The sequence below is a fragment of the Levilactobacillus enshiensis genome, assembly GCF_007115095.1.
GTDB classification, from domain to species: Bacteria; Bacillota; Bacilli; order Lactobacillales; family Lactobacillaceae; genus Levilactobacillus; species Levilactobacillus enshiensis.
Window position 1 is genome coordinate 154,475 of the sequence record NZ_SULH01000006.1, and the last position, 24,544, is coordinate 179,018.

The 24,544-nt window shown below is 48.5% G+C and carries 21 protein-coding genes; 4 read left to right on the forward strand and 17 right to left on the reverse strand.

All coding sequences use genetic code 11. The features are described 5' to 3' along the window. Nucleotides 1–4: 4 nt before the first annotated feature. The 13 genes from pstB (FAY32_RS07975) to FAY32_RS08035 form a co-directional block, all read right to left on the reverse strand. The gene (gene pstB, locus FAY32_RS07975; RefSeq protein WP_048732388.1) at nt 5–763 is read right to left on the reverse strand and encodes a phosphate ABC transporter ATP-binding protein PstB; all 759 of its coding nucleotides are present in this window, start codon (nt 761–763) and stop codon (nt 5–7) included. A gap of 17 nt (nt 764–780) precedes the next feature. Beyond that, entirely contained in the window at nt 781–1,569 is a 789-nt protein-coding gene (pstB, locus tag FAY32_RS07980) for a phosphate ABC transporter ATP-binding protein PstB (RefSeq protein WP_143462965.1), read from the reverse strand. A gap of 48 nt (nt 1,570–1,617) precedes the next feature. Continuing rightward, nucleotides 1,618–2,502, reverse strand: coding sequence for a phosphate ABC transporter permease PstA (gene pstA, locus FAY32_RS07985; protein WP_143462916.1), 885 nt, complete (start codon nt 2,500–2,502; stop codon nt 1,618–1,620). Next, a complete protein-coding gene (gene pstC / locus FAY32_RS07990; RefSeq protein WP_143462917.1) occupies nt 2,502–3,437 on the reverse strand; it encodes a phosphate ABC transporter permease subunit PstC in 936 nt (311 codons plus the stop codon). The genes pstA and pstC overlap by 1 nt, the downstream gene beginning before the upstream one ends. Beyond that, nucleotides 3,438–4,319: a phosphate ABC transporter substrate-binding protein gene (locus FAY32_RS07995; protein WP_143462918.1), complete on the reverse strand. Its 882-nt coding sequence runs from the start codon at nt 4,317–4,319 to the stop codon at nt 3,438–3,440. Nucleotides 4,320–4,738: 419 nt separating this feature from the next. Further along, nucleotides 4,739–6,100 (reverse strand): sensor histidine kinase, encoded by a 1,362-nt coding sequence (locus tag FAY32_RS08000; protein WP_143462919.1) that lies wholly within the window; start codon nt 6,098–6,100, stop codon nt 4,739–4,741. Further along, nucleotides 6,097–6,804: a response regulator transcription factor gene (locus FAY32_RS08005; RefSeq protein ID WP_143462920.1), complete on the reverse strand. Its 708-nt coding sequence runs from the start codon at nt 6,802–6,804 to the stop codon at nt 6,097–6,099. Before FAY32_RS08005 ends, FAY32_RS08000 begins: the two co-directional genes overlap by 4 nt. A 4-nt stretch (nt 6,805–6,808) precedes the next feature. Further along, on the reverse strand, nt 6,809–7,963 hold the full coding sequence (locus FAY32_RS08010; RefSeq protein WP_143462921.1) for a PDZ domain-containing protein: 1,155 nt from the start codon (nt 7,961–7,963) through the stop codon (nt 6,809–6,811). A gap of 115 nt (nt 7,964–8,078) precedes the next feature. After that, a protein-coding gene (gene prfB, locus FAY32_RS08015) for a peptide chain release factor 2 (RefSeq protein WP_143462922.1) occupies nt 8,079–9,195 on the reverse strand; the annotation gives its coding sequence in 2 pieces (ribosomal slippage) (nt 8,079–9,122 and nt 9,124–9,195; 1,116 coding nt in all). 258 nt (nt 9,196–9,453) lie between these two features. Beyond that, complete coding sequence (gene secA, locus FAY32_RS08020; protein ID WP_143462923.1) at nt 9,454–11,817, reverse strand: preprotein translocase subunit SecA; 2,364 nt, start codon at nt 11,815–11,817, stop codon at nt 9,454–9,456. A gap of 537 nt (nt 11,818–12,354) precedes the next feature. Further along, nucleotides 12,355–12,909 (reverse strand): ribosome hibernation-promoting factor, HPF/YfiA family, encoded by a 555-nt coding sequence (gene hpf, locus FAY32_RS08025; RefSeq protein ID WP_143462924.1) that lies wholly within the window; start codon nt 12,907–12,909, stop codon nt 12,355–12,357. Nucleotides 12,910–13,049: 140 nt separating this feature from the next. Next, a complete protein-coding gene (locus tag FAY32_RS08030; protein WP_143462925.1) occupies nt 13,050–13,727 on the reverse strand; it encodes a ComF family protein in 678 nt (225 codons plus the stop codon). Then, complete coding sequence (locus FAY32_RS08035) at nt 13,724–15,040, reverse strand: DEAD/DEAH box helicase (protein WP_143462926.1); 1,317 nt, start codon at nt 15,038–15,040, stop codon at nt 13,724–13,726. Before FAY32_RS08035 ends, FAY32_RS08030 begins: the two co-directional genes overlap by 4 nt. Nucleotides 15,041–15,109: 69 nt before the next feature. On the opposite strand from FAY32_RS08035, the gene FAY32_RS08040 reads away from it, so the two are divergent. Then, nucleotides 15,110–15,769 (forward strand): YigZ family protein, encoded by a 660-nt coding sequence (locus tag FAY32_RS08040; protein WP_143462927.1) that lies wholly within the window; start codon nt 15,110–15,112, stop codon nt 15,767–15,769. A gap of 113 nt (nt 15,770–15,882) precedes the next feature. On the opposite strand, the gene FAY32_RS08045 is transcribed toward FAY32_RS08040, so the two are convergent. Next, a complete protein-coding gene (locus tag FAY32_RS08045; protein WP_143462928.1) occupies nt 15,883–16,977 on the reverse strand; it encodes a glycosyltransferase family 4 protein in 1,095 nt (364 codons plus the stop codon). Between the two features lie 409 nt (nt 16,978–17,386). On the opposite strand from FAY32_RS08045, the gene FAY32_RS08050 reads away from it, so the two are divergent. Both FAY32_RS08050 and lrgB read left to right on the forward strand, forming a co-directional pair. Then, nucleotides 17,387–17,827, forward strand: coding sequence for a CidA/LrgA family protein (locus tag FAY32_RS08050; RefSeq protein ID WP_404820128.1), 441 nt, complete (start codon nt 17,387–17,389; stop codon nt 17,825–17,827). A gap of 45 nt (nt 17,828–17,872) precedes the next feature. After that, the gene (lrgB, locus tag FAY32_RS08055) at nt 17,873–18,679 is read left to right on the forward strand and encodes an antiholin-like protein LrgB (protein WP_143462929.1); all 807 of its coding nucleotides are present in this window, start codon (nt 17,873–17,875) and stop codon (nt 18,677–18,679) included. A gap of 216 nt (nt 18,680–18,895) precedes the next feature. Here lrgB and FAY32_RS08060 read toward each other — a convergent pair whose 3' ends face one another. Next, on the reverse strand, nt 18,896–20,731 hold the full coding sequence (locus tag FAY32_RS08060) for an APC family permease (RefSeq protein WP_143462930.1): 1,836 nt from the start codon (nt 20,729–20,731) through the stop codon (nt 18,896–18,898). Between the two features lie 742 nt (nt 20,732–21,473). Between FAY32_RS08060 and FAY32_RS15025 the strand changes: the two genes are divergently transcribed. Continuing rightward, a complete protein-coding gene (locus tag FAY32_RS15025; RefSeq protein WP_191988162.1) occupies nt 21,474–22,364 on the forward strand; it encodes a CatB-related O-acetyltransferase in 891 nt (296 codons plus the stop codon). Between the two features lie 153 nt (nt 22,365–22,517). Here the strand turns inward: FAY32_RS15025 and groL are convergent, their stop codons facing one another. Further along, nucleotides 22,518–24,143: a chaperonin GroEL gene (gene groL / locus FAY32_RS08070; RefSeq protein ID WP_143462931.1), complete on the reverse strand. Its 1,626-nt coding sequence runs from the start codon at nt 24,141–24,143 to the stop codon at nt 22,518–22,520. 58 nt (nt 24,144–24,201) lie between these two features. Further along, nucleotides 24,202–24,486 carry a co-chaperone GroES gene (gene groES / locus FAY32_RS08075; protein WP_143462932.1) on the reverse strand — a complete coding sequence of 95 codons (285 nt, stop codon included), beginning with the start codon at nt 24,484–24,486 and terminating at the stop codon, nt 24,202–24,204. Nucleotides 24,487–24,544: the final 58 nt, after the last annotated feature.

A 24,544-nucleotide genomic window follows, 5' to 3' on the forward strand; every position in this document is an offset into this window, starting at 1 on the left:
CTCCTTACCCAAATCGACCACTAATGTAGTCTTCCGTCTGTTTCTTCGCTGGATTCATGAAAATATTCTTGGTTTGGTCCACTTCCACCAGCTCGCCATTCATAAAGAAGGCGGTCCGATCCGCAATTCGCGAAGCCTGCTGGAGGTTATGGGTCACAATAATAATCGTATAATCGTGGCGTAAATTCAAGAGGGTTGCTTCAATTTGGCTACTAGACACCGGATCCAGGGCACTTGTGGGTTCATCTAAGAGAATAATTTCTGGTGAAACCGCAAGCACCCGCGCAATACAGACCCGTTGTTGTTGCCCACCGGACAAGGCCAATGCGCTTTCATGCAGGTGATCCTTAACTTCGTCCCACACGGCTGCTTGCCGCAATGACTTTTCAACCACCGCATCCAACTTTTCTTTGTCCTTTTCGCCAGCAATTCGCAGACCGTAGATGACGTTATCATAGATGGAAAATGGGAACGGGTTAGGTTGTTGGAAAACCATGCCGATCTCCTTACGAATTTCCACCGTGTCCGCGTTAGGCGCGTACAAGTTTTCCCCTTTAAACTTAATCGTCCCCGTAATCGTCACATTGGGAATCAAATCGTTCATTCGGTTTAGCGTCCGTAAGTACGTCGACTTGCCGCAACCGGACGGTCCAATCAATGCCGTGATTCCCTTAGCATCAAAGTTCAAGTTGATGCCCTTCAAGGCTTCCTTTTCCCCATAGTACAGATGGAGATCCTGGGTCGTTAAAATTTCCTCACTCATTTGTTTTCTTCCTCCTCTTAGCCGAAGTTCCCCGAAACGTAATCACTTGTGACCTGCACCTGCGGATTCGTAAATATTTGGCTCGTGGTGTCATACTCTAACACCCGTCCCTGATTGAAAAATGCCGTGTATTCACTGATTCGCGCGGCCTGTTGCATGTTGTGGGTCACAATGATAATCGTGTAATGCTGCTTGAGATCCAACAAAGTATCTTCTAACTGACTGGTCGACACGGGGTCTAACGCACTCGCCGGTTCATCCAACAATAAAATATCGGGTTTCACGGCGATTGCCCTAGCAATACACAACCGTTGCGCCTGTCCCCCAGACAAGGCTAACGCACTCTTGTTCAGGTCGTCTTTGACCTGATCCCAGAGGGCTGCTTGCTTGAGTGACGTTTCTACAATTTCATCCAATTCGTGTTTGTCTGTGGTTCCCCGTAACCGCAACGCAAACGCGATATTGTCGTAGATGGATTTGGCGAACGGATTGGGCCGTTGAAAGACCATGCCCACCCGCCGCCGCATCTCGTAGACATCAATGGCGGGCTGGTTAATGTCCACGCCCCGGTACATGATTTTCCCAGTCACGGTAGCAATACGATCATTCATTCGATTCAACGACCGCAAGTACGTGGACTTTCCCGAACCAGAGGGGCCGATCAACGCGGTAATCTGGTTGCTCCCAAACTGGAGGTCACCTTCGAACAACGCCTCTTTTTTGCCATAGAAGACGTGTAGACCTTCCGTTGACAGAATGATTGGGTGGCCCGCATCGTTCGGTTGGACCACGTGGCGCTCTTGCATAGCTGTTGCTCTCGTCACATCATTGTTGATAAACATAGCACCCCTCCTTTACGCCGACGTTAGACGTTTGTATAGTCGTTTGCCCACGTAACGGGCAGCAAAGTTAAACAGCAAGATGGCAATGATCAGGACCGCTGACGAACCAGAAGAAATGGCCTTGGCGTCCGGCATAATGCCCTCAGAGTTAATTTTCCAAATGTGAACGGCCAACGTTTCTGCGGGCCGCATCGGATTCAACGGGCTAGAGATATTAAATGGATTCCAGTCCGCAAAGTTCAAGGCGGGGGCACTCTGACCGGCCGTGTAGATCAAGGCGGCAGCTTCCCCGAAGACCCGACCGGCACTCAAGATAACACCAGTCAAGATACTTGGAACGGCAGCGGGGAGGATAACACGCGTAATCGTCTCCCATCGAGACAAACCCAATGCCAGGCCTCCCTCGCGTTGTTCAAGATCAATCGTTCGCAGTGAATCCTCAATGCTCCGCGTCAACAATGGAAGATTGAAGAAGGTCAGTGCAAATGCTCCTGAAAGAATGGAAAAGCCTAATCGCAACTTGACCACGAAGAACAGGAAACCGAACAGTCCTACCACCACAGAAGGTAGCGAACTCAGAATTTCGATGGCCGTGCGAATCGTCGTGGTGATCCAGTTATCACGAGCGTATTCATACAGGTAGATGGCTGCACCTAACGCAATGGGAAAGGAAATCGCCATTGCCAAAATCAGTAGATAAAATGAGTTGAAGAGCTGTACCCCAACCCCACCACCTTTAAGAAAGGCTTTAGCGGGGGCCGTCAAGAAATGCCAGCTGAGTTGGGGCAAGCCACTCGCCAGAATGTAACCGAGTAAGGCTAATAAGATAAGCACGACTAGCCCGGCGATACCATATAAGGTGCCAATCGCAATTTTATTTTGTTTTTTAGAGTCCATTACTGTAACCGCCCCTTCCGACCAATCAACCGGATAATCAAGTTAAAGACTAAGGACATCAGCAGTAAGACGAGTGCTAATGACCAGAGCGCGTTATTTTGCAACGAGCCCATCACCGTATTTCCGATACCCGTGGTCAGGACAGACGTTAGCGTTGAGGATGGTGATACCAAACTATTCGGCATCAAAGCGGCGTTCCCAATTACCATTTGGACAGCCAAAGCTTCCCCAAACGCGCGTGCCATTCCGAAAACGACCGCCGTCATTAATCCCGGCGTTGCTGCCCGTAGCACCACTTTATAAATCGTCTGCCACTGCGTCGCACCCAAGGCTAGTGAGGCTTCACGGTAGTAACGCGGTACGGACTTTAAGGCATCCGCACTCATTGAGGTGACCGTGGGCAAGATCATCACGAACAGGACACAGGTTCCGGACAAGATTCCAAACCCACTACCGCCAAAGATAGCCCGGGTCGTCGGGACCACCACGGACAGGCCGATAAACCCATAGACGACTGACGGAATCCCGACCAATAACTCGGTCACGGGTTGAAGAATCTTGGCGCCTTTGTTGGGTGAAATTTCATTCATAAATACTGCCGTGCCAATCGCAAACGGTGTCGCCACGATAGCCGACAGAATCGTAATCAAAAAGGACCCCACAATCATCGGGAGTGCCCCGACTTCCGGTTTGCCATTGGCATCCGTGATGTTGGGATTCCAACTTTTACCGGTCAAGAAATCTCCCAGATTGACGTGGTTACTGGTAAACGTGGCGATTCCCTTTGACGCCACAAACCCAATGATGGCCACCACAACGGCTACGATCAAGAGCAGGGCCGTCAAACTGATGGTCCGCCCCCAAATTTCTAATTTGGCAGCCTTGGAATGACGCTTCAATTGTTGCTCGAGTTGCTGCGTGGTCTTGGTCTTCATCTAGGCGCCTCCCATTGGGGTAATTTTACCAGCCGCGTCCCGTTCGACCATCATCTGGCTGGGAGATAGGTAACCCAACTGCCGGACCAACGTTTTCTGGACTGCTGGTGATTCAACGTACGCAATAAATTTCTTGGTTAAGCCCGTTGGCTGGCCCTTCGTGTACAAATGCTCGTACGACCAAATTTTCCAACGGTTTGTGGTCACGTTGTCCTCGGTTGGCGACACGTGATCTAAGGAAAGATCCTGCACCGTCTTATCCACGTAAGAAAATGCCACGTAGCTAATTGCCCCCGGCGTTGTGGCAACGATAGACCGAACCATTCCCGAGGAATCTTGTTCCTGCGCTGTCTTGGAACGGTGCTTGGCAAGACCAAACTGTTCAAACGTTGCTCGGGTCCCACTACCTTGCGCCCGGTTAATCAAAACGACCGGCAAGTCCGCGCCACCAACCTGTTTCCAGTTGGTGACCTTACCCGTGAACACCCGAATCAATTGGGCCGTTGATAAGTTGGTCACGCCGACTTTTCGGTTGACGATCGGCGTAATGCCCACGACCGCCACTCGGTGATCAACTAAGTCAGCCGCCTGAATCCCTTTTTGTTCGCCAGCGAATAAGTCGGAATTTCCAATCTGGACAGCCCCCTCTTGAATTTGACTGAGACCCGTTCCGGTTCCACCACCCTGCACGTTAATAAACGTCCCCAGGTGCTCTCCGGTATACTGTTCTCCAGCCGCTTCCACTAAGGGCTGTAACGCTGTTGAACCAACCGCCGTGATTGATTCGCCAGCATGACTGACCTGTCGCGTCTGGTAGGCATACACGCCCAGTACCACCACAATCAGCAAGCCTAGACCTTGCCACCAGCGTTTCTTCGACATACCGCTAACCTCCTAATAGTCGCGCGTCACGCCCGACCTTTTCAAAAGTTAGTATAGCGAACGAATGTAAACATCATGTAGACGTATTGTAAAGGTTATGTAAATGTAACCCGATACTGATAATTTAACCGTTAAATCTATGTCCTGCTGGCAATAACAGTGAGAGGTCGTCACCATCTACGCCACATTGGGGCCAAAAAAAGAAGGCGCCTGAGACTTTTGTCTCAGACCCCCTCACTATTTATTCAATTTGATAACTAAAGACATGTTGACAGATAAAGTTCAGATCTCAGCTCAGTACTAGTAAGCAATCGCACCGATTCAGCTCATATCTGCCGGCCGGTAAGGCGACCAGACCACCAAGTTGCCTAGGTTTAGCCCAACTATTGAAACAGAAATGCGTGCTCCTCCAGTTGACACTAGCCTTGGGGAAAGTCCTTTGGGAAGGTCATGGTGACGCGCGTTCCCACATCCAATGTGCTTTGCAAGTCAATTTTACCGTTCAGTGACTGGACGAGTTCTCGTACAATGGCCAACCCCAGCCCGCTACCACTCACTAACTGGTTAGAATGCGAAATCTCTGCGCGATAGAAACGTTCGAAAACCCGCAGTTGGTCCTGTGGCGAGATGCCGACTCCCGTATCCGCAATTGTCAGCGACCATTCAGGACCCATCTCTCTGGTCGTCAGAGTCACACTTCCCTGTGGCCGATTATATTTAATCGCGTTACTTAAGACGTTCTTCAACACCTGATCAAATTTTCGTTGATCAGTCACAGCCATCAAGTCCGTGGGCACCTGGTTATCCAACGTTACCTGATTGACCGCCGCGAGTGGTGTCAGTAAGTGAACCTGATTGGCGATTACTTGCCCGACTGGCACCTCGCTGACCTCGACTGAATTCCCCGACTCGATGTGTGAAATCGTCAACACGTCGTTGATCAATTCAACTAGTCGTTCACTCTGCTGGTCAATAATTTCTAAGAACTCGACCAACTTCTCTGGATCATCCTTGGCGCCGGCCAATAAGGTCTTGGCGAATCCAGAAATAGCCGTCACCGGCGTCTTTAACTCGTGTGAGGCATTGGAGACAAAGTCCATTTGCATCTGCTCGACCGCGTAAACTTCAGTCACATCGTAGAGTAGGACCAACACCTGAAAATAATCTTGCGACGTCGCCGTATAAATTGCCCGTGCATCAACCGTGCGCTCATTAGGCGAACCAGGTAATTTCAAGGTATGATGTTGGGTCTGACGTTCATTTAGTGCCGAGTTGATCAGGCTGGCCAATTCGAATTGCCGGACGTCTTGCGTAAACGGGTGCCGGCGCGGCGAAATCCGGTGCTGCAAAAACTGTTCCATTGCTGGATTCGCTAATTCCACCTTGCGATAGCGGTCAATCACCATGACCCCAATCGGTAAGTAGTCCAACAACGTTGCAAATTCCTGATTTTGACCCGCCATTTGCCGTTGGACCTTGCGTTGATGCGTCTGCAGATAGTTAATTTGTAGGGCCAACTGGTAGAACGGATCATGGGGTGACAGCAAGACGTGGGCCGGCGTTTCTTCGTGCCGGATGCCTTCAACCTTGTTGGTCAAAATGCTGATGCGTTGATTGGCCCAATGAAACAGTAGACTGACGCCAGCAGCCTCGACCAACGCCCACGACCACGCGATAAGGGTCGCCAAGGCCAAATGTTGCGGCCGGACGACCCATGCAAGCACTGTATTACTCACGCCAATCACCAACCAAGCAACCGCCGCCCGGCGAAGCGCGGTCATGGTTGCCCCTCAAAGGTGTACCCAAAGCCCCTTACCGTCTTTAATAGCACGGGATGCTTCGGATCCAACTCGATTTTTTCGCGTAAATGGGACACGTGGATATCCACCATCCGGGTCTGACCACTGTAATCAAATCCCCAGACCCCCTCTAGCAGTTGTTCACGGCTCCACACCTTGCCTGGTCGCTTGGCAAAAAAGAGTAATAATTCAAATTCCTTAGGCGTCAAATCAATCGACTGACTGCCACGTTTCACTTGAAACTTATCCTGATCGATCGTCAAATCGGCCACCTGTAAGCGGTGATCCATCTTAGCCGCCATGCTTGTAGGCCCATCATCTTCGTGATACCGCCGCATGACAGCCTTCATGCGGGCAATAACCTCCCGTGGACTGAATGGTTTGGTAATGTAATCATCCGCGCCAAGTTCTAATCCAAAGACCGTGTCAAACTCACTCGTTTTCGCGGTGATCATAATAATTGGCGTACTGATTTTTTCCTGGCGTAGTCGTTTTGTGACTTCAACACCGTCCATTTTAGGCAACATTAAATCTAATAAAATGACATCAAATTTCTCATGCAGGGCCAAATTCAGTGCCTGCTCACCATCGATTGCCGTCACAACTTGGTAATCCGCTTGCTCCAAGTTGTACTGCAGTAAGGTAACGATGGCCGGTTCATCGTCGACGACTAGGACTCTACTCATAGGTTTACCCCTCCTGATCTCTGAATAGAACGATACCAATTTCGTGTGGCGCCCCGGAATAAATGGCCGTTTCGGTAACTTTCAATTCACCTAACATGTTCCGCACTCGTAAATGACAATACGTGGGATTGGCCAGTAAGGCTTCATAGAAGGCCGTTTCACTATTCACAGCTTGATGATTGCACTCTAAAATAATATCACCAGCATTCAAATCCAACTTAACCGCTGGCGTCCGGGGCCGAATCCCCAAAACACGGACCCCGTCATCTACCTGAGAATACCAGAATTGTTGCCGATCATCATAACGTTTTGCTCGCCAAAGGATAAACCCATAACCAACTAACAGAACGATTAATCCGACTGGTAAAATTTGTGGTTGCGCCGTTGACCATCCCAAGAAGGCCATAGCAATCACGGCCAACCAGATCATTTGCTTGCCTAACCGTTGATAAACCTCGCGTGGGACTTGCCGGAAGACGGTAAATCGTAGGCCCACTAATAATGGAACTACTAGGACGGCAAAGCTTTGGCCGTGAATGCTGAAAACTGGCCAAAAAGCCAAGTGACTGGTAAACCAGTCGCCGGGAACCAACGTCACCATGGGCAACACTAAAAATTCTCGCCACGGGTATCCCGCAATTCGTTTGCCCCGTTGTTTCGCATAAATCTTAGGACTCACGAATCGGCCCCCGTAATTGGCTAGCCAGTGGCCGAGCAGTAGGAAAAACATGGCTGCTAACCAGAAATAATTTTGAACCGGCACACTCCCCCAATGGAGTCCCGTCATCGCTAGGTCTGGCTTATCCGTTATGTAAGAACCACCTAAAACTGTAATCAAGCTGGTCACGACGATCAAGAGCATTGGGAGCACCGTGGTCGGAATCAAGAGAAGCGTTGCAAACGCCAAAGCCTCGTAGACCATGATCCACAGCAAGGGCAAACTAAAGCCCATCAGTAGGTTTACTAAGGATAGCCCTAATCCCAAAACAACGCCCTGGGTCAGTAAATGACGTAATTCAAAATGGTCGCTAAAGACCGCACTGCCAAAATCATGCCGTTCCCCTTTAATTCGAGAACGACTGGTTAGCCAGATTCGCAAAACAGCTAGCCAAACTAATGGTTGCAGTAAGAAACTACCACAAGCAATAAAAGTCCGCATGTCATCGACACCTTTCCTGAAAAGATAGTTGTCCTCAGTATAGCATGAAACAAAAAAGGGCAACACGACATTCGTGTTACCCTTGCAATCATTCGACTGTTAAACCGGTCACTTTTTAATCCGGATTCTTTTGGCTGAGTTGCCACTGCAGATAAGCATCGATAAATGGATCGAGATCCCCATCCATCACAGCTTGACCATTTCCAGTCTCATAGTTGGTCCGGTGATCTTTGACCATCGTGTAGGGATGGAAAACGTAGGACCGAATCTGTGAGCCCCAACCAATATCCATCTGGTCACCTTCAAGTTTGGCCTTCTCAGCCGCCTTTTTCTCCTCTTCACGCTCGTACAATTTTGCTCGCAACATGCCCATTGCCGTCTGCCGGTTCTGGAGTTGTGACCGTTGGGCCTGACTTTGCGTCACGATGCCCGTTGGTAAGTGGGTGATTCGCACGGCTGATGACGTCTTGTTAACGTGCTGGCCACCGGCACCGGAAGCGCGATAGACATCAACCTTCAAGTCTGCTGGATTAATCTCAACGTCAACGGAATCATCCAGTTCAGGCAAAACATCGACTGACGCAAATGACGTGTGCCGCCGTCCAGCTGAATCGAATGGCGAGATTCGAACTAGCCGATGAACACCCTTTTCAGAACGCAAATACCCATATGCATTGTGTCCCGCAATCAGCAGCGTTGCACTGCTTAACCCAGCAACATCCCCGGGTTGATAGTCCAATACGGTCACCTTAAAATCGTGTTGTTCCGCCCAACGTGTGTACATCCGCATCAACATGTCACCCCAGTCTTGGGATTCCGTTCCCCCAGCGCCAGGATGAATTTCTAAGATAGCGTTGTTGTGATCGTACCGTTGATTCAGTAACATGTTCAGGCTGTACTGGCGTAACGCTGCTTGAGCCGTTGTAAAGTTTTGTTCAAACTCTGCCTGCATGTCCGCATCCGGCTCCTCCTGTAGCAATTCGACGGCGACCTCCAGGTCATCCACTTGTCCTGCCAGGTGTTTAAATTCATCCACCTTTTTCTTCATTTCGTTAGTTTCATCAATTAACTTCTGTGCCGCTTGCGCGTTGTCCCAAAAATCCGGTTGGGCCATTTGGGCCTCATTGACACTGATGCTTTCGTTCAGGGCATCAAAGTCAAAGCGACCCCCTAAAGCCGGTTAGTTGTTCACGCATGGTCGCAATTTCGCGTTTTGCATCGCTTAATTCCATGTTGATTGGCTCCTTTTAAGTTATTTCCCTTAATATATTTTCAATTGTCGTTGACTCAGCAACCATGATAGCACTAAATTTAGGCGGCTTGCTGGTGGCCGATTCAAAGTGAACTTAAAGGGCTGGCTCAAATTGGGGAACCGGTAAAGCAGTAGCTTGCTTACCATCAGGGATTGCTGTGTTTCTCTAAATTTTAGTCAGTCGGCCCTTTAAGCAAAAACGAGGCCGGAATAATCTCCCGCCTCGTCTGCTCACCCACTAACGGGTAATGTTTTGTCGAATTTCAGACTTCATGAACAACCGTGTGGTGTCATAGTCGATATCTGAAATCATTTCTTCAAACATCCGGAATCCATCTTGTTGATATTCAACCAGTGGATTCAATTGGCCATACCCACGTAATCCAATGGATTGACGTAATTGGTCCATAGTGTCGATATGATCGGTCCAGTGGGAGTCAACGACCCGCAAGAGGACAACCTTTTCGAATTCCAACATTTGTGCTGGATCGTAGAGTTGCTTTTGCTTTTCTTCGTAGACGTTCGTTGCCAAGTCCATGAAGTAAGCCTTGATCTCATCACTAGTCTTATCCTTCAGATCACTCAGACTGATCTTATCTGGCGAAACCATCGCGGAAATCCCAAAGTCGAGTAACGTATCCAAATCCCAGTCGGCTTGATCGCCCTGCGTGTGTAAGTTAACCACCCGGTCGACAGTCCGCTTGATCATTGGCATTAAGACCCACTTCAAAGACTTATCTTGGTTGATGATTTGGTTACGTTCACCGTAGATAACGTCCCGTTGTTGACGCATAACGTCATCATATTGCAGCACGTTCTTCCGGGAATCATAGTTGTTCCCTTCAACCCGCTTTTGCGCGGATTCCACTTGCTTCGTAATCATTCGGCTCCGGATAACAGCATCCTCGCCGTCCACGTTCATCCGTTCCAAGAAAGCTTTAACTCGGTCGGAACCGAATCGCCGCATCAAGTCGTCTTCAAGGGACAGGTAGAACTGTGTCATACCAGGATCCCCTTGACGACCAGAACGTCCACGAAGCTGATTATCGATCCGCCGTGATTCGTGACGTTCAGTCCCGATAACGGCTAACCCACCAATTTCAACCACGCCAGGTCCCAATTTGATATCGGTCCCCCGCCCAGCCATGTTGGTGGCAATGGTAACTGCTCCGCGTTGACCAGCGTTTTGAATGATGTCAGCTTCCTTCGCATGGTTCTTGGCGTTCAAGACCACGTGCGGAATCTTTTCATCATCCAAACGTTGAGACAGGTATTCAGAAGTTTCCACGGCAACGGTCCCAATTAACATGGGTTGACCCTTTTCGTGCAACATCTTAATTTCCTTAACAACGGCGTTAAATTTGGATTCCAGAGTTGGGTACAACAGGTCAGGTTCATCGACCCGGACAACCGGCTTGTTGGTTGGCACGGAGATAACTTCCATGTTGTAGATTTCTCGGAATTCTTCAGCTTCGGTCTTCGCCGTCCCCGTCATCCCGGCTAACTTGGTATACATCCGGAATAAGTTTTGGTAGGTGATGTTGGCCATCGTCTTAGTTTCTTCTTGAATCTCGACGCCTTCCTTAGCTTCAATGGCTTGGTGCAGGCCGTCAGAGTAACGCCGACCGTCCATAACCCGACCAGTAAAGGAGTCAACGATCAAGACTTCACCATCTTGAACCACGTAATCTTTATCCCGGAGCATGATGAAGTTTGCCCGCAATGCTTGATCCATATGGTGGGTCAAAGCCGTGTTATCAGTGTCGTACAAGTTCTTCAAGTTGAAGTACTTTTCTGCCTTTTCAATCCCAGTATCGGTCAATGCAACCGTCTTGGATTCCAGGTCGATCTTAAAGTCTTCCTTTTCGTGCAAGGTCTTAGCAAACCGATCCACTCGTTGGTACAGGGCACTCGTGCCTTCAGACTGACCAGAAATGATCAATGGCGTCCGGGCTTCATCAATCAAGATGGAGTCAACTTCATCGACAATCGCGAAGTTCAAGGGACGTTGTACCATATCTTCTTTGTAAACAACCATGTTATCACGCAGATAATCGAACCCGATTTCCCCGTTGGTTGAGTACGTAATGTCAGCCTGGTAAGCTTCCCGCTTTTCTTCGGGAGACTTGGCAGCTGAGTTCAACCCAACTGATAAGCCCATCCAGTTGTAGAGCTCACCCATTTCAGTGGCATCACGGGCGGACAAGTATTCGTTGACCGTAACCACGTGCACCCCTTCGCCAGAGATGGCATTTAAATAAACCGGCATCGTTGCGGTCAAGGTCTTCCCTTCACCGGTCTTCATTTCGGCAATATTACCTTCATGAAGCACAATTCCCCCCATGATTTGAACATGGAATGGATAGAGGCCGAGAACCCGCTTAGCACCTTCACGAATAGCGGCGAAAGCTTCTGGCAATAAATCGTCCAGGGTTTCGCCGTTTTGGTAACGTTGCTTAAATTCTGGCGTTTTAGCCTTCAGGTCTTCATCTGAAAGTTTTCCGTATTCATCAGCGTAAGCGCCAACTTCATCCGCTAATTTACTGAGGCGTCGTAAAGTTCTTCGATCACTTTCGACCCATCGTTTCAAAATATTTGCCATGTGAGAATTCCCTTCAGTACATTTAATAAGTCTATTTAAAGTTACCCATTTATTTGCGATAAATCAACCTACATTTTACCACTATCCAGGTTAAGATGAAACTTTTACCCTAAGTCCGGTCAGTTTAAAGCGTTTTCCGGTTTTAAAAGTAATCAGTCTGTAACCTGTTACGACAACCTGCGATTCCCGCCTATCGTCTTTATTTTAAATGGCAAACCTAAAACTCGCCACTTTCCGGCACCGTGCAAGACGTTGAAACGTCATTTCGATTAAATCGTTGTTAAACTAACTTAACAGACGTGATTCGTCATTATACCATACCTACTTAACGATTAGAAAATTATCGTAACTAGTCGCAAGATGACTTAATGGCTAATCGGTTCGCGGCGAAGTTGATTTTGCAAAACAGGTCCCGACGGTCGCAGCGTGACTACTATATTTTAACTCAATGGATTGGTGGCTCACATCCTAAGAATCTAAAAAAGGCCAAACTAAAAAGCACCACGGCATCGCAGTGCTTTATTAGCTTAGTTAACATTAGTCTTCGTCGGCTTCGATCAAACCATACCGACCGTCATTCCGGCGGTAGACGATGCTGATACCATTGGTTTCGGCATCTTCGTAGATAAAGAAGTCATGGCCTAACATGTCCATTTGCAGAACGGCCTCTTCATTATCCATTGGCTTTAATGAAACCCGCTTAGTCCGGACAACCTCTAATTCGCTACCTTCATTCGACTCTGGTTCCGCTGATTCAGGTGCGAAGTCGAGGTTCTTGTAACCTTTCTCCCGTGACTTACGGTTGACCTTAGTCTTGTACTTGCGAATTTGACGTTCCAGCTTGTCCGTAACTAAGTCAACACTTGCATATAAGTCTGGAGAGGTTTCCTCTGCCCGTAATGTCAAGTATGGGAGTGGGATTGTTACTTCAACCTTCGACGTCTTGTTTTGGTAGACCTTCAGGTTGATATGCGCAATTGCCTCAACTTTGTTGTCGAAATATTTCTCCAACTTGCTGATACGCTTTTCAACGTAATCCCGTATTGCGTCAGTAACTTCGATGTTTTCACCACGAATATTAAATGTGAGCATAAAACTTCTCTCCCTTCAACCAAGAAATTGCTTGGCTTGCTTAGCATTAGAAGGACCACTCTTCTAATATGCTTTGCTTACTAATATTATAATAGAAAGCCCTGTCATAAACAATTAATCTACGTGATTTTAAGTGGGCTTTAACGCGCTAAAGTCAGGCTAGTAACCGCTTTCGCACCTCCTAAATAAATTTGCGTTGCCGCATGGCGTAGCGTCCGTCCAGTCGTATAAACGTCATCGAGCAGTAAAATTTGCTTTCCCGCTAATACCCTTGCCGCATTGGGGGCCAAGGAAAAGGGTTGTTGCGTGAGCAGTCGTTGTTGCCGGGTCTTGGCCGACTGTGGCTGTTCCTTATGATCAGCCGTCACCAACAGCACCTGCTGAAATGGCTGATTTCGTAACCATCCCGTCACTTGATTGAAGCCCCGTGCCTGCCAAGTTTCTTGATTGACTGGAATCGGCACTAACACGTCATACGTTTCTCGCATCAGCGCTTGCTGCAAGGGAGCCATCATCACCTGCCGCAGCGCATAATCCCCCTGAAATTTGTACTGTTGCATGTAGGCTTTCATCGCCTCGTTATAGGTATATACCGCGTGATTCTGTAAACGTTGGTCCCCCCACCGATCACAATCATGGCATACCGTCATCTTTGTTTGTTGGCGGCCACACTGTGGACAGTGAGTGGCCGAAATCCGGTCAAACTGTTGGATACATCGCTGACACACAACTGGCACGGGCAAGGGCTGCCAGCACCAGAATTGAGCCAACGTCATTGGGGGCCGGAGCGGCTGGTGACAGAGCAAACACTTGCTCATTGGCGCCGCCCCCCTAACCGTTTTCCCTGACGATTCAACTGGGCGATCATTCGCTGTGCCAGTCGCACGCGACGACTCTGGCTATGACAGTAGACTGTCACCTCCCCCGTGGGAAAATCTTGGTGCCGGCCCACACGTCCTGCGATTTGAACCAGCGCTGCTGTCGAAAAGACGGCATCATCCCCACCCAAGACGACAACGGCAATATCGGGAAAGGTCACACCACGTTCCAGAATCGTCGTTGTGATTAAAAAGGGAATCGTGCGGTCGCGCATCGCCTGGACCTTCGCCGCTCGCTCGCCGTCTGCGGCATGGACCGTAATCCCCCCCGTCACCCCCGCTCGCTGAAGCGCTTGGGCTACCGGCTTTAAGTCGAGCACGTGGGGCACGAATAACAAGAATCGTTGGCCCCGTTGCCGATAATCTTGGAGTTGCCTGATAAGTCTAGGTGCCAGCCGGCCCTTAGTTAGCCGTTCTCGCCACCGCCAAATCAAGCGAACTTCAATCTGTGGTAAAAGGACGCCATGATAGCGCAACGGCAAATAGGTCACTGCCAACTTTTTTTGGCGGACCTGCCGTTGCAACTGCTCACCCGGCGTTGCGGTCAGATAAAGATGACTGCCCGTTGGCTTCTGTGCCGTTGCAATCGCCGTTTGTAGCAATGGACTCGTTGCGAGCGGAAAGGCATCGACCTCGTCCACAATGATCCAGTCAAAAGCCGATTGAAACCGTAGCAGCTGATGTGTCGTGCAGAGCGTCAACTGACGGTAGTGGTACGGCCGCGTTTGCTTGCCATGTAAGAGGGCTTGCGGCACGTGACAAAAGGCCTGTTGTAATCGTGGCGCCAGCTCCAAGCAAACGTCTACGCGAGGAGAGACCCAGGCGACCCGCCAATGCTGTGCCAGTGCCCAGGCGAGCGCCGGATACACGATTTCCGTTTTCCCCGCCCCGGTAACTGCCCAGAGTAACTGGTGCCGTTGTTGCCGCACCAAGTCCAAGATGCCGGTCGCCGCGGTTCCCTGCATCGGACTTAACTTGCCCAGCCAGGTCAGAATTGGGGCCGCTACTGGGGCAAACCGATTCGGTTCTGGAATAGTGTATAATTTATGGTGAGACGTTAACCGTCCAAGTTGTAAACACTGCCGACAATACCAGGCCTGATTAGGCAGGCAATCCGTCGGTAAAAGCCACTGCTGACACCGTTGACACCGTCGCCGCCGACCAATCGTTACGATTGCTGGCCGCACCCGACTGTTGGCCGGGCCATTTGTTAACGGCAATTGGCGTCCAAATAGATCCTGTTCATCACACATTTCACGTCCCCCCTATACAACTTAACTCCGTAAAAACTAACAAAAATTTTGTGGGAAAGGTGCTTTTTTATGGAAACAGATTATCTTACCATTCAACAAGCCGGCCACCATGAGCTTGAAATCAAGAAGTCCCGTTTCATTGCCGACCTGGGTCGCGTCACGACCGAAGAAGAGGCTAAAGCGTTTATCGCTGCCATCACTGCTCGAGAACCCAAGGCCAACCATCACTGCTGGGCCTACGTTCTCGGCGAACACGATGAGATTCAACGGGAGAGCGACAACGGTGAACCTTCAGGAACGGCCGGTGTTCCCATCCTGACCGTCCTGCAACGTAACCAGCTCCACAATACGATTGCTGTGGTTACACGGTACTTCGGCGGCATCAAATTAGGTGCCGGTGGCCTGATTCGTGCTTATAGTAACGCCACTTCGACGGGAATTGAGGCAGTCGGTGTGGTCAAACGGGTCCGGCAGCGGGCACTCGAACTGACTGTCGACTACGCTAACTATGATAAGCTCAGCCACTACCTGACGGAAAATGGCATCAGTGTGCTCGACACCGCCTACACTACGGCCGTTGTCGTAACGATTGCCGTGGACCTCGATGCTGTGGCAACCACCCAACAAGCCATTGTCGATCTCTTAAGTAATCAGTTGACTGTAAAACCGGGTGACGTTGATTACCACGAGGTCCCCGTCGAGATTCATGCCAGTACGCGTGAAGACTAGAACCAGCTTAAATCAGCCACTAAAGCTCCCTTAGCTGCCTCAGTGTCCAAAACGTTTCACTAAATTTGTGCAAAAAAGTTCCGCGGCAGCCACCGCGGAACTTTTTAATCTAATTAATCTGAATTTTTCGATGTTAATTTTTTAACGATGTGATTAATCCAATGCAATAGTGGCTGTCGGTCCGAGCCGACTAGTCCGATGGCCTCAACGAAGAGTTCGAGTCCAATCAGGATGGCAATGGTCAGTAAGACCGATCCCCAAATCGTCGACAACGGATACAGCAGTGAAATGAATGAGAAGATCAGCGCAATGCCGTAGATGACCAGCACCGTTTGGCGGTGAGTCAATCCCAGTTGCATTAACCGGTGATGCAAATGGTGCTTGTCAGCATGTGAAATCGGTTGTTTGTTTAAAATTCGCCGAATCATGGCATAAACGGTATCCGTAATTGGCACCCCTAAGATGATCACGGGGATGATCACGGAAATAAACGTCACGTTCTTCAAACCGTATAGTGAGAAGCAGGCAATCATAAACCCAATGAATTGCGCACCCGTGTCCCCCAGATAGATTCGTGCCGGGAAGAAATTATACGGTAAGAACCCGACCATCGCAGCAACCAACGCAAAAATCATGATGGCGACCCAGGTGTTGGCGACATTTAAGAAGAACAACCCGGTAATCCCAGTCGTGGTCAACGCAATGATCGAGACCCCCGTCGCTAAGCCGTCCAACCCATCAATCAGGTTGATAGCATTAACGATGGCAACGATCCACAACAACGTGATCGGTAATGACAGCCAACCAAAATGCCAGACGCCGAAGAAGGGTAATGTCAGATAACGCATGCGGACGCCCGCCACGAAATAAACTTCCAGCGCTGCTAGCAATTGGCCTAAGACTTTTTGCTTGGGACTTAATTCAAAAATATCATCGATCATCCCTTCAGCAATAATGATACATTCGCCCCCAAACAGTCCCCACAACTGTTGCGTTGGCATTTGATCTCTTAAAAGGAACATGGTTGAAAATGTAAAAGCAATGAAGATGGCTAGGCCACCAATAGTCGGCATGGGCACTTTATTGACCCGCCGCTGATTAGGTTTATCCACCGCACCAATTTGAAACGCAAAGCGGCGCACAAACGGGGTTAGGACTGCGGAGATAATCATGGTAGCAAACAAGCTAACAATAATCTCAAATTTCATTAAAGAGTCCTCTTTCTTTTCTATTGGTTCTTTTGCTAATTATACAAATCTCCTAATTCAAACACAACCGCGATTTATTTTTTGACTTAAATCTTAAGGGTTAGTTTGTTGACCTTTATAAGTTCACAAAGTCCAGCTGGTTAATATTGTGAATTAAATTCTATCGACAATCGTTTAAGCAACCGCTTTCATCGACATTTCAAATTAGTTTAGGTGCACAATCATACATGCAAATGCCCAAATAAAGGAGATTTAACTTGTGCAAATCAACTAAAAGCCATATAATTATATTGTGCTATTGAGAAGGGTTTCACATTTATTTTTGTACCTGCTATCTATCCCAATTCCTTGTGAAATTTTTCTAGTTGTTCGTTACTCAGCGCTTGTTTTTTGAAAGGAGATTTTTCTATTGGCTGCTAATGATAAGGTTAATAAAGCAGAAACAGCTAAGGAAGAACCAGCGTCACCAATCCTAATTCAAATGGGAATCTTCGCTGCGATTCTGTTTGTTTCAAGTTTGATTTCGCCGCTGTTTCCCGCTAGTTTTCCAGTACCAACACCCGTGATTGGTCTGGTTATTCTGTATGTCTTGCTAGCAACGCACATCGTCAAGCTACGAAATGTTGAGAAATTCGGTGACTTTATGATCAGTCTGATTGCCTTCCTGTTCGTTCCTTCTGGAATTCAACTGGCGGCAAGTTTGGATATCTTAAAGGCCCAAGGGATTCAAATCGTTATCGTTGTGCTGATTGCAACGATTGTCTTACTGGTTGTCGTGGCCTACACAACTGCCGGCTTCATCTGGATCCGAAAGAACGTCTTCCATCGAGACGTCAATGTCGACGACTAGATTCGCGCAAGTGCGCGCTACTTTCACAGAAAAGGATGAAAACTTATGATTATTCTAACTGGAACCGCCCATATGGCAGTTTGGGGCAAGTGGCTCGGTGATGCTTTAGGCACCAACGCCGCTGGGGCCTCTGCCGGTAACGCTTTGTTTGGTATTTTCCTTTCACTCATGGTTTACCTGATTGGCCAATGGTTGTTCAAGATTGGCAAGGGCTTCTTCTTATTTCAGCCCCTCTTCGTCGGGATGGTCTTGGGGATCTTTATCCTCTACCTCATGGCCAAGGCCTTCGGAACGGACACTGCGACCTTCTACAAGTCAGCTTACCTGCCCGGAGGAAACATTATCTTCTGGTTCTTAAACCCAGCAACGATTGCGTTTGCTATTCCACTGTATCGTCGGAACGACGTGGTTAAAAAGTTCTGGCTGGAAATCTTGTTATCACTGATCGTTGGGTTATTCGTTTCCCTCTTCGTAATCTACTTTGCAGCTAAGCTGATTGGTTTGGACAAAATCGGTATCGCCTCAATGCTGCCACAAGCCGCCACGACCGCGATCGCCATGCCAATCGCCACAGCTATTGGTGGGAACTCTGCCGTGACTGCGATGGCCTGCATCCTGAACGCCGTCATTATCTACGCGTTAGGTGACTGGCTGGTTAAGTTCTTCCGGATCAACAACGATCCTGTTGGTGCTGGACTTGGTTTAGGAACTGCCGGCCACACAGTTGGTTCTGCTAAGGCCGTTCAACTTGGTTCCATTCAAGGATCCATGGCCTCCATCGCCGTCGTCGTCATCTCCATTGTCGTCGACATCGTAGTTCCTTCATTCGCGAAATTAATGGGACTCATGTAAGTTAACTACTGGCCTTTGCATTTTGCGGCTCGACCAGCCGCGAACATAGCGTCAAGTCACTTACGGGCTTCACCACATAGTTGCGTTTTCTACGGACCGCATCCACTTTGGATGCGGTCTGTTTTGTTGTGCAGATCAACCTCAGCGGTGCCACCGTGGGTCTCCCTTTCAATTTAAAAAAAGCCCCCTCGTCAATCGACAAGGAGGCTAATGACACTACTCTTTCAAATGATAATTATAAGTGGAAACGATGATGTTTTCTCGTGAGTTCAGGATGGTCCGTAACCGTAACGCCGTTTGGTTATGCAAGACATTTTGCCAAGGGTGCCGTGGTACGAACTGCGGTACCAAGACCGTTGTCGTAAAGTTTCGTTCAGCCGCCCGCTTCGCAATCACATCACAGAAACGTAAAGTTGGCGTGGCGATTGACCGGTAAGACGAGTGAATATCCACGAACCGAATGTCCGGGAATTCCTCTTTGAACTCCTGCGCCGTCTTGTGTTCCTTCTCCGGGTTCTCATCGAAGGAAACGTGCATTGCAATCACGTAGTCCCCAATGGACCGCGCGTAGTTAATGGCCCCAGACGTCACACGGGTGATATTGCTGACCAGCACGATTACGGTCGCCCCATCATACTCATGGATGTCCGCGCGTTCCTTTTCCGCGACCCGTAGCTGCTTAGCTACGTTATGGTAGTGACCATTAATCCGGTAAAACAGCAACAGAATCAATGGCATGATAATCAGGTATGGCCAAACGTTACTCAACCGGCTGACCAGTAAGATAATGACCAAGCCCAGTGAAATCAGGGTCCCCAATAAGTTAATCAGGGATTTCCCAATCCACCAGCCCTCACGTGTTCTGAACCAGTGAATGATCATTCCGGACTGTGACAGGACGAATGGGACGAAAACCCCGATGGCATAAAGTGGAATCAATCGGGTTGTTTGTCCATGGAAGATGATGATCAACACGATTGCGCCAACCGCTAACGAGATAATCCCGTTGGAATACCCTAACCGGTCCCCCCGATCAAGGTAAGCGTGAGGTAAGAATTTATCCTTAGCCAAGTTGTACGCCAAGATTGGAAAGGCCGAAAACCCAGTGTTTGCCGCCACCGCTAAAATCATCGCCGTCGACAGTTGGAAAATGTAATACAGCACACCGTGACCAAACACGCTCGTTCCGATTTGAGATAACACAGTTTGACTGCTCTGTGGCCGAATCCCCATGTAGTAGCTCAGAAACGTAATCCCAGCGAAGAAGAAGGCCAGGATTCCGGCCATAATGGCCAGCGTTGCTGCCGCATTATGCCGCTTCGGTTCCTTGAAGTTTGGCACTGCATTACTGATGGCTTCGACCCCAGTCAATGAAGACGACCCGGACGAGAACGCCCGGAAGAACAGTAACAGCGTCATTCCTTGTACGGAACCGCCAACGGGTGCCGCGGCGTGGTACGTAATCTGGCCGCTCATAATGTTATAAAGACCGACACCGATCATTACAAAGACCATGCCAATGAACAGGTAGACTGGCACCGTTAGAAATGATGCTGACTCCTTCATCCCCCGCAAGTTCAAGAGCATGATCCCGATAACGATTAACACCGATATCAAAACTGAATAGGGATACAACGCCGGAATTGCCGACGTAATTGCTTCAGTCCCAGATGTCGTTGATACCGCCACGGTCAGCATGTAATCAACCAGTAAAGATCCCCCAGCGACTAATCCAGCCGACTGGTTCCAGTTGGTGCTGGCCACCACGTAGGCACCACCACCGGAGGGATAGGCGTGAATGATCTGCTGGTAAGAAAGCGTGATCGCAAATAACAGAACTAAGACCAGAGCAGCGACGTACAATTGATACATTAAGGCCGCTGCGGATAAGGTGATTAAAACTGTGGTAATTTGCTCAGTACCATAAGCCACGGAAGATAGCGCATCAGATGACAGCAAAGCCAATGCTTTAAACTTCGTTATCGCTTGACCGCCCTCGTCCATGGTCTTGAGGGGTTTCCCAATTAAAACCCGCTTTAAATAATGCCACATGACTAGTTACTCCTTATCTCCATAAATAATGAAGACGGGCCGAGGCCCGCCGTAATAGTTGCTTGATTTAATTCAAGTTTAAGTGCAGACGTAATTCTACTACAACTAGTTAAACATTACCACAATTACAGCAGTTAGCAACCGCGAAATAGTAAACGCCGAACTTCCCCATTATCCGGCAAAGGTTGGGCTAAATAAAGCCTTGATTTTCAAATTATTCTGTTGCTACCCTCCCATGCCTACATGGCTTGCACTTTCTTAACCACAGCCTGTTCGGTGTCTACCCAATTTCCCCAGGGTCAGCTAAAATTAGTCATAACGTTAAGTATAGCTGCCTGACTCAATTTGTTTTCAAGTCCCCGACACCTCTATCTTCCTCTTAATGGTTAAAATTCCCACCAAATTAGTCACAAAAAATTCAACTTGATGTTCCTAACATCCGGTAAGTGATTTATACTATTCGTGTATCGTATGAAATAGCTGTAAGTAAAAATTGTGTTGGGGTTAACTCAGAAATGCGTTTATTTGGGGCCCAGAATTATGACTAGCTAATCATCGCCAGGTTGCCATCACACCCCCACTAAGGGTGTGGTTATATTAAGTGCAATCAGAGCTAGAGACGATATTCTGCTTCAGCCAGCTTGACCAAATGAGTAACTTTCGGAGCACGTCATCTTTGTAGCTTCAATTGAAGTTAGCCTGCGTTCCACCTCTAGAACACAACCAAAAATGGAGTGATACTATGCCTATCAAAATTAACGGGGTAACTTTCTTTCAAGATAACTTAGTAGCGACCCGTTCACACCAGAACCGTTTATTAACTTTCAATGAAAACTTTGCTGACTTGCTGACGAATCAGCACGTTTACATGGTAGCACGTCAAAATAAAGCCAATCGAATTCCGTTTGGCTCACTCGTTCGTGCCCCCATTGACCTTCAAATTGAGGCCTACAGCATGTTTCTCGTAGGTCGGCAGTTCTTTACCATGGGCGCCTTTAGTTCCTCTAACAGTGCGTTACCTGTAAATAGTATCGTTGGGCGCTATTCTTCAATTGCTAATAAAGTAACCCGGATGCAGGGCAGTCACCCGATGGATCGTTTCACAACGTCCATGTTAACCTATGATTTTCGGGTCAGTGCCTTCAATGATTACCTTGACGCCACCGGCAACACCTTTGAACACGTCCCTAATCCCATTCCCAACGGAGGCCCTATCGTCATCGGTAACGATGTTTGGGTTGGCCATGACGTACGCTTTGCCCCCACTGGTATTACCGTCGGGGATGGTGCCGTTATTGCTGGTGGTGCCCTGGTTACCAAGGATGTCCCCCCCTACGCTGTGGTAGGAGGCGTCCCCGCACAAATTATTAAATTTCGGTTCCCTCATGATATCATCGAAGAACTAATGAAGTTACGCTGGTGGCAATACGGTTTTGGTGACTTTCATGGTGTCGCTCCTGATGACGACATTGAGACCTTTATTGATAAGGTCGGTAATCTCGTTGCCACTGGTGAGCTTAAGCCATTCACCCCAGCAAGAACAACCTTTGACATGCTAGCTAAAGCTAGTGAACAGAAGGGTAAGCCTGGGGATGAAGATTTTGATTCCAACTTGGACCCTGATGCTCTCTAAGGACTTTTTAAATAACAGGTAGACCAGGTAGCCTTAAACTGAGTCAATGACCTATTTTCATAATATAAATCGGTACACGAATAAGAGGTCGGGACTTCAATGTCCCGACCTCTTATTCATTTGACGCTAGCTAAACTCGCTAACGGTTAAGTTTTACATCATGCCGCCCATTCCTGGGTTAGCAGCTGGGGCTGCAGGTGCTGGATTATCTTCAGGCTTGTCAGCCACAACGGCTTCAGTCGTCAATAACAGTGCAGATACAGAGGCAGCGTTTTGAAGTGCAGAACGGGTAACCTTGGTTGGGTCGGTGATACCAGCCTTAACCATGTCCTCGTACTTGTTGTCAGCAGCGTTGTACCCAACGCCTGGCTTTTCGCTCTTCAGGTGTTCAACAACGACAGAGCCTTCGACCCCGGCGTTTTGAGCGATTTGACGAACGGGTTCTTCCAAAGCACGCAGAACGATGTTAACCCCCGTCAATTCGTCACCTTCGGCTTCAACCTTGGCAACGTCAGAGATGACGTTGATCAAAGCAGTTCCACCACCAGCAACGAAGCCTTCTTCAACGGCAGCCCGGGTCGCGTTCAAAGCATCTTCGATCCGATACTTACGTTCCTTCAGTTCCGTTTCAGTAGCAGCACCAACACGGACAACGGCAACGCCACCAGCTAGTTTAGCCAGACGTTCCTTTAACTTGTCCTTGTCAAAGTCAGAAGTCGTTTCTTCAATTTGACCCTTGATTTCAGCAACCCGGTCAGCGATTTGGTCCTTAGAACCAGCACCTTCAACGATCGTGGTGTTGTCCTTAGTGACGTTAACCTTTTGTGCTTGGCCTAGTTGTTCAATGGTCGTGTCCTTCAAGTTAAGACCTAAGTCATCAGTAATGACAGTCCCACCAGTCAAGACAGCGATATCTTGTAATTGGGCCTTACGACGGTCACCAAAGCCAGGTGCCTTGACAGCAACCACGTTGAAGGTCCCACGCATCTTGTTCAAGACCAACGTTGGCAAAGCTTCACCAGTGATGTCATCAGCGATGATCAACAGAGAACGGCTTTGTTCAACGACGGATTGTAACAGTGGCAAGATGTCTTGGATGTTCGCAATCTTCTTGTCAGTGATCAAGATGTAAGGGTTGTCCAAGTTGGCTTCCATCTTGTCGTTGTCGGTAACCATGTACTGTGACATGTAGCCACGGTCAAATTGCATCCCTTCAACAACGTCCAAGCTGGTGTCAACACCACGGGATTCTTCAATCGTGATGACCCCGTCGTTGCCAACCTTTTCCATGGCGTCAGCAATTAACTTACCAGTTTCCTTGCTAGCAGATGAAATGGAAGCGATTTGGGCGATATCATCCTTGGTCTTAACATCATGTGACATCTTGTGTAAGCCATCAACGGCAGCAGCAGTTGCTTTTTCGATCCCGCGACGAATCCCAACAGGGTTGGCACCGGCGGTCACGTTCTTCATACCTTCGTTAACGATAGCTTGTGTCAAAACAGTTGCGGTCGTTGTCCCGTCACCAGCGATATCGTTGGTCTTGGAAGCAACTTCGGAAACCAGCTTAGCACCCATGTTTTCGAAGTGGTCTTCAAGTTCGATGGACTTGGCAATCGTCACACCATCATTTGTGATGGTCGGGTTACCATAGCTTTGTTCCAAAACAACGTTGCGGCCTTTAGGCCCTAAGGTCGTTTTAACCGTGTCTGCTAACTTATCAACACCAGCAAGCATCTTGCTACGTGCGTCTTCAGAGAACTTTAATTCTTTAGCCATTGTTTAAATTCACCTCATACTAAAATTTTTATATTCAATCGTATTAGTGGGAAAGTCACTAGTCAATAACTGCGACTAAATCCTTTTCGTGTAAAACAAGATACGTCTTACCATCGTACTTAACTTCAGTACCGGCATACTTATCAAACAATACCTTGTCGCCAACCTTAACAGCTGGGGCTACCTTGTCGCCATTGTCTAACACACGACCATCGCTAACTGCAACGACGTTGGCCGTTGAAGGCTTTTCTTGGGCATTACTTGCTAAAACAATGCCGCCAACCGTGGTTTCTTCTTCTTCTGGTTGATCTAAAATGACGCGGTCTCCTAATGGTTTTAACACTTGAATCCCTCCAATAAACTTACTTTTTAGCACTGTTAGCACTTGACTAACATAAGTG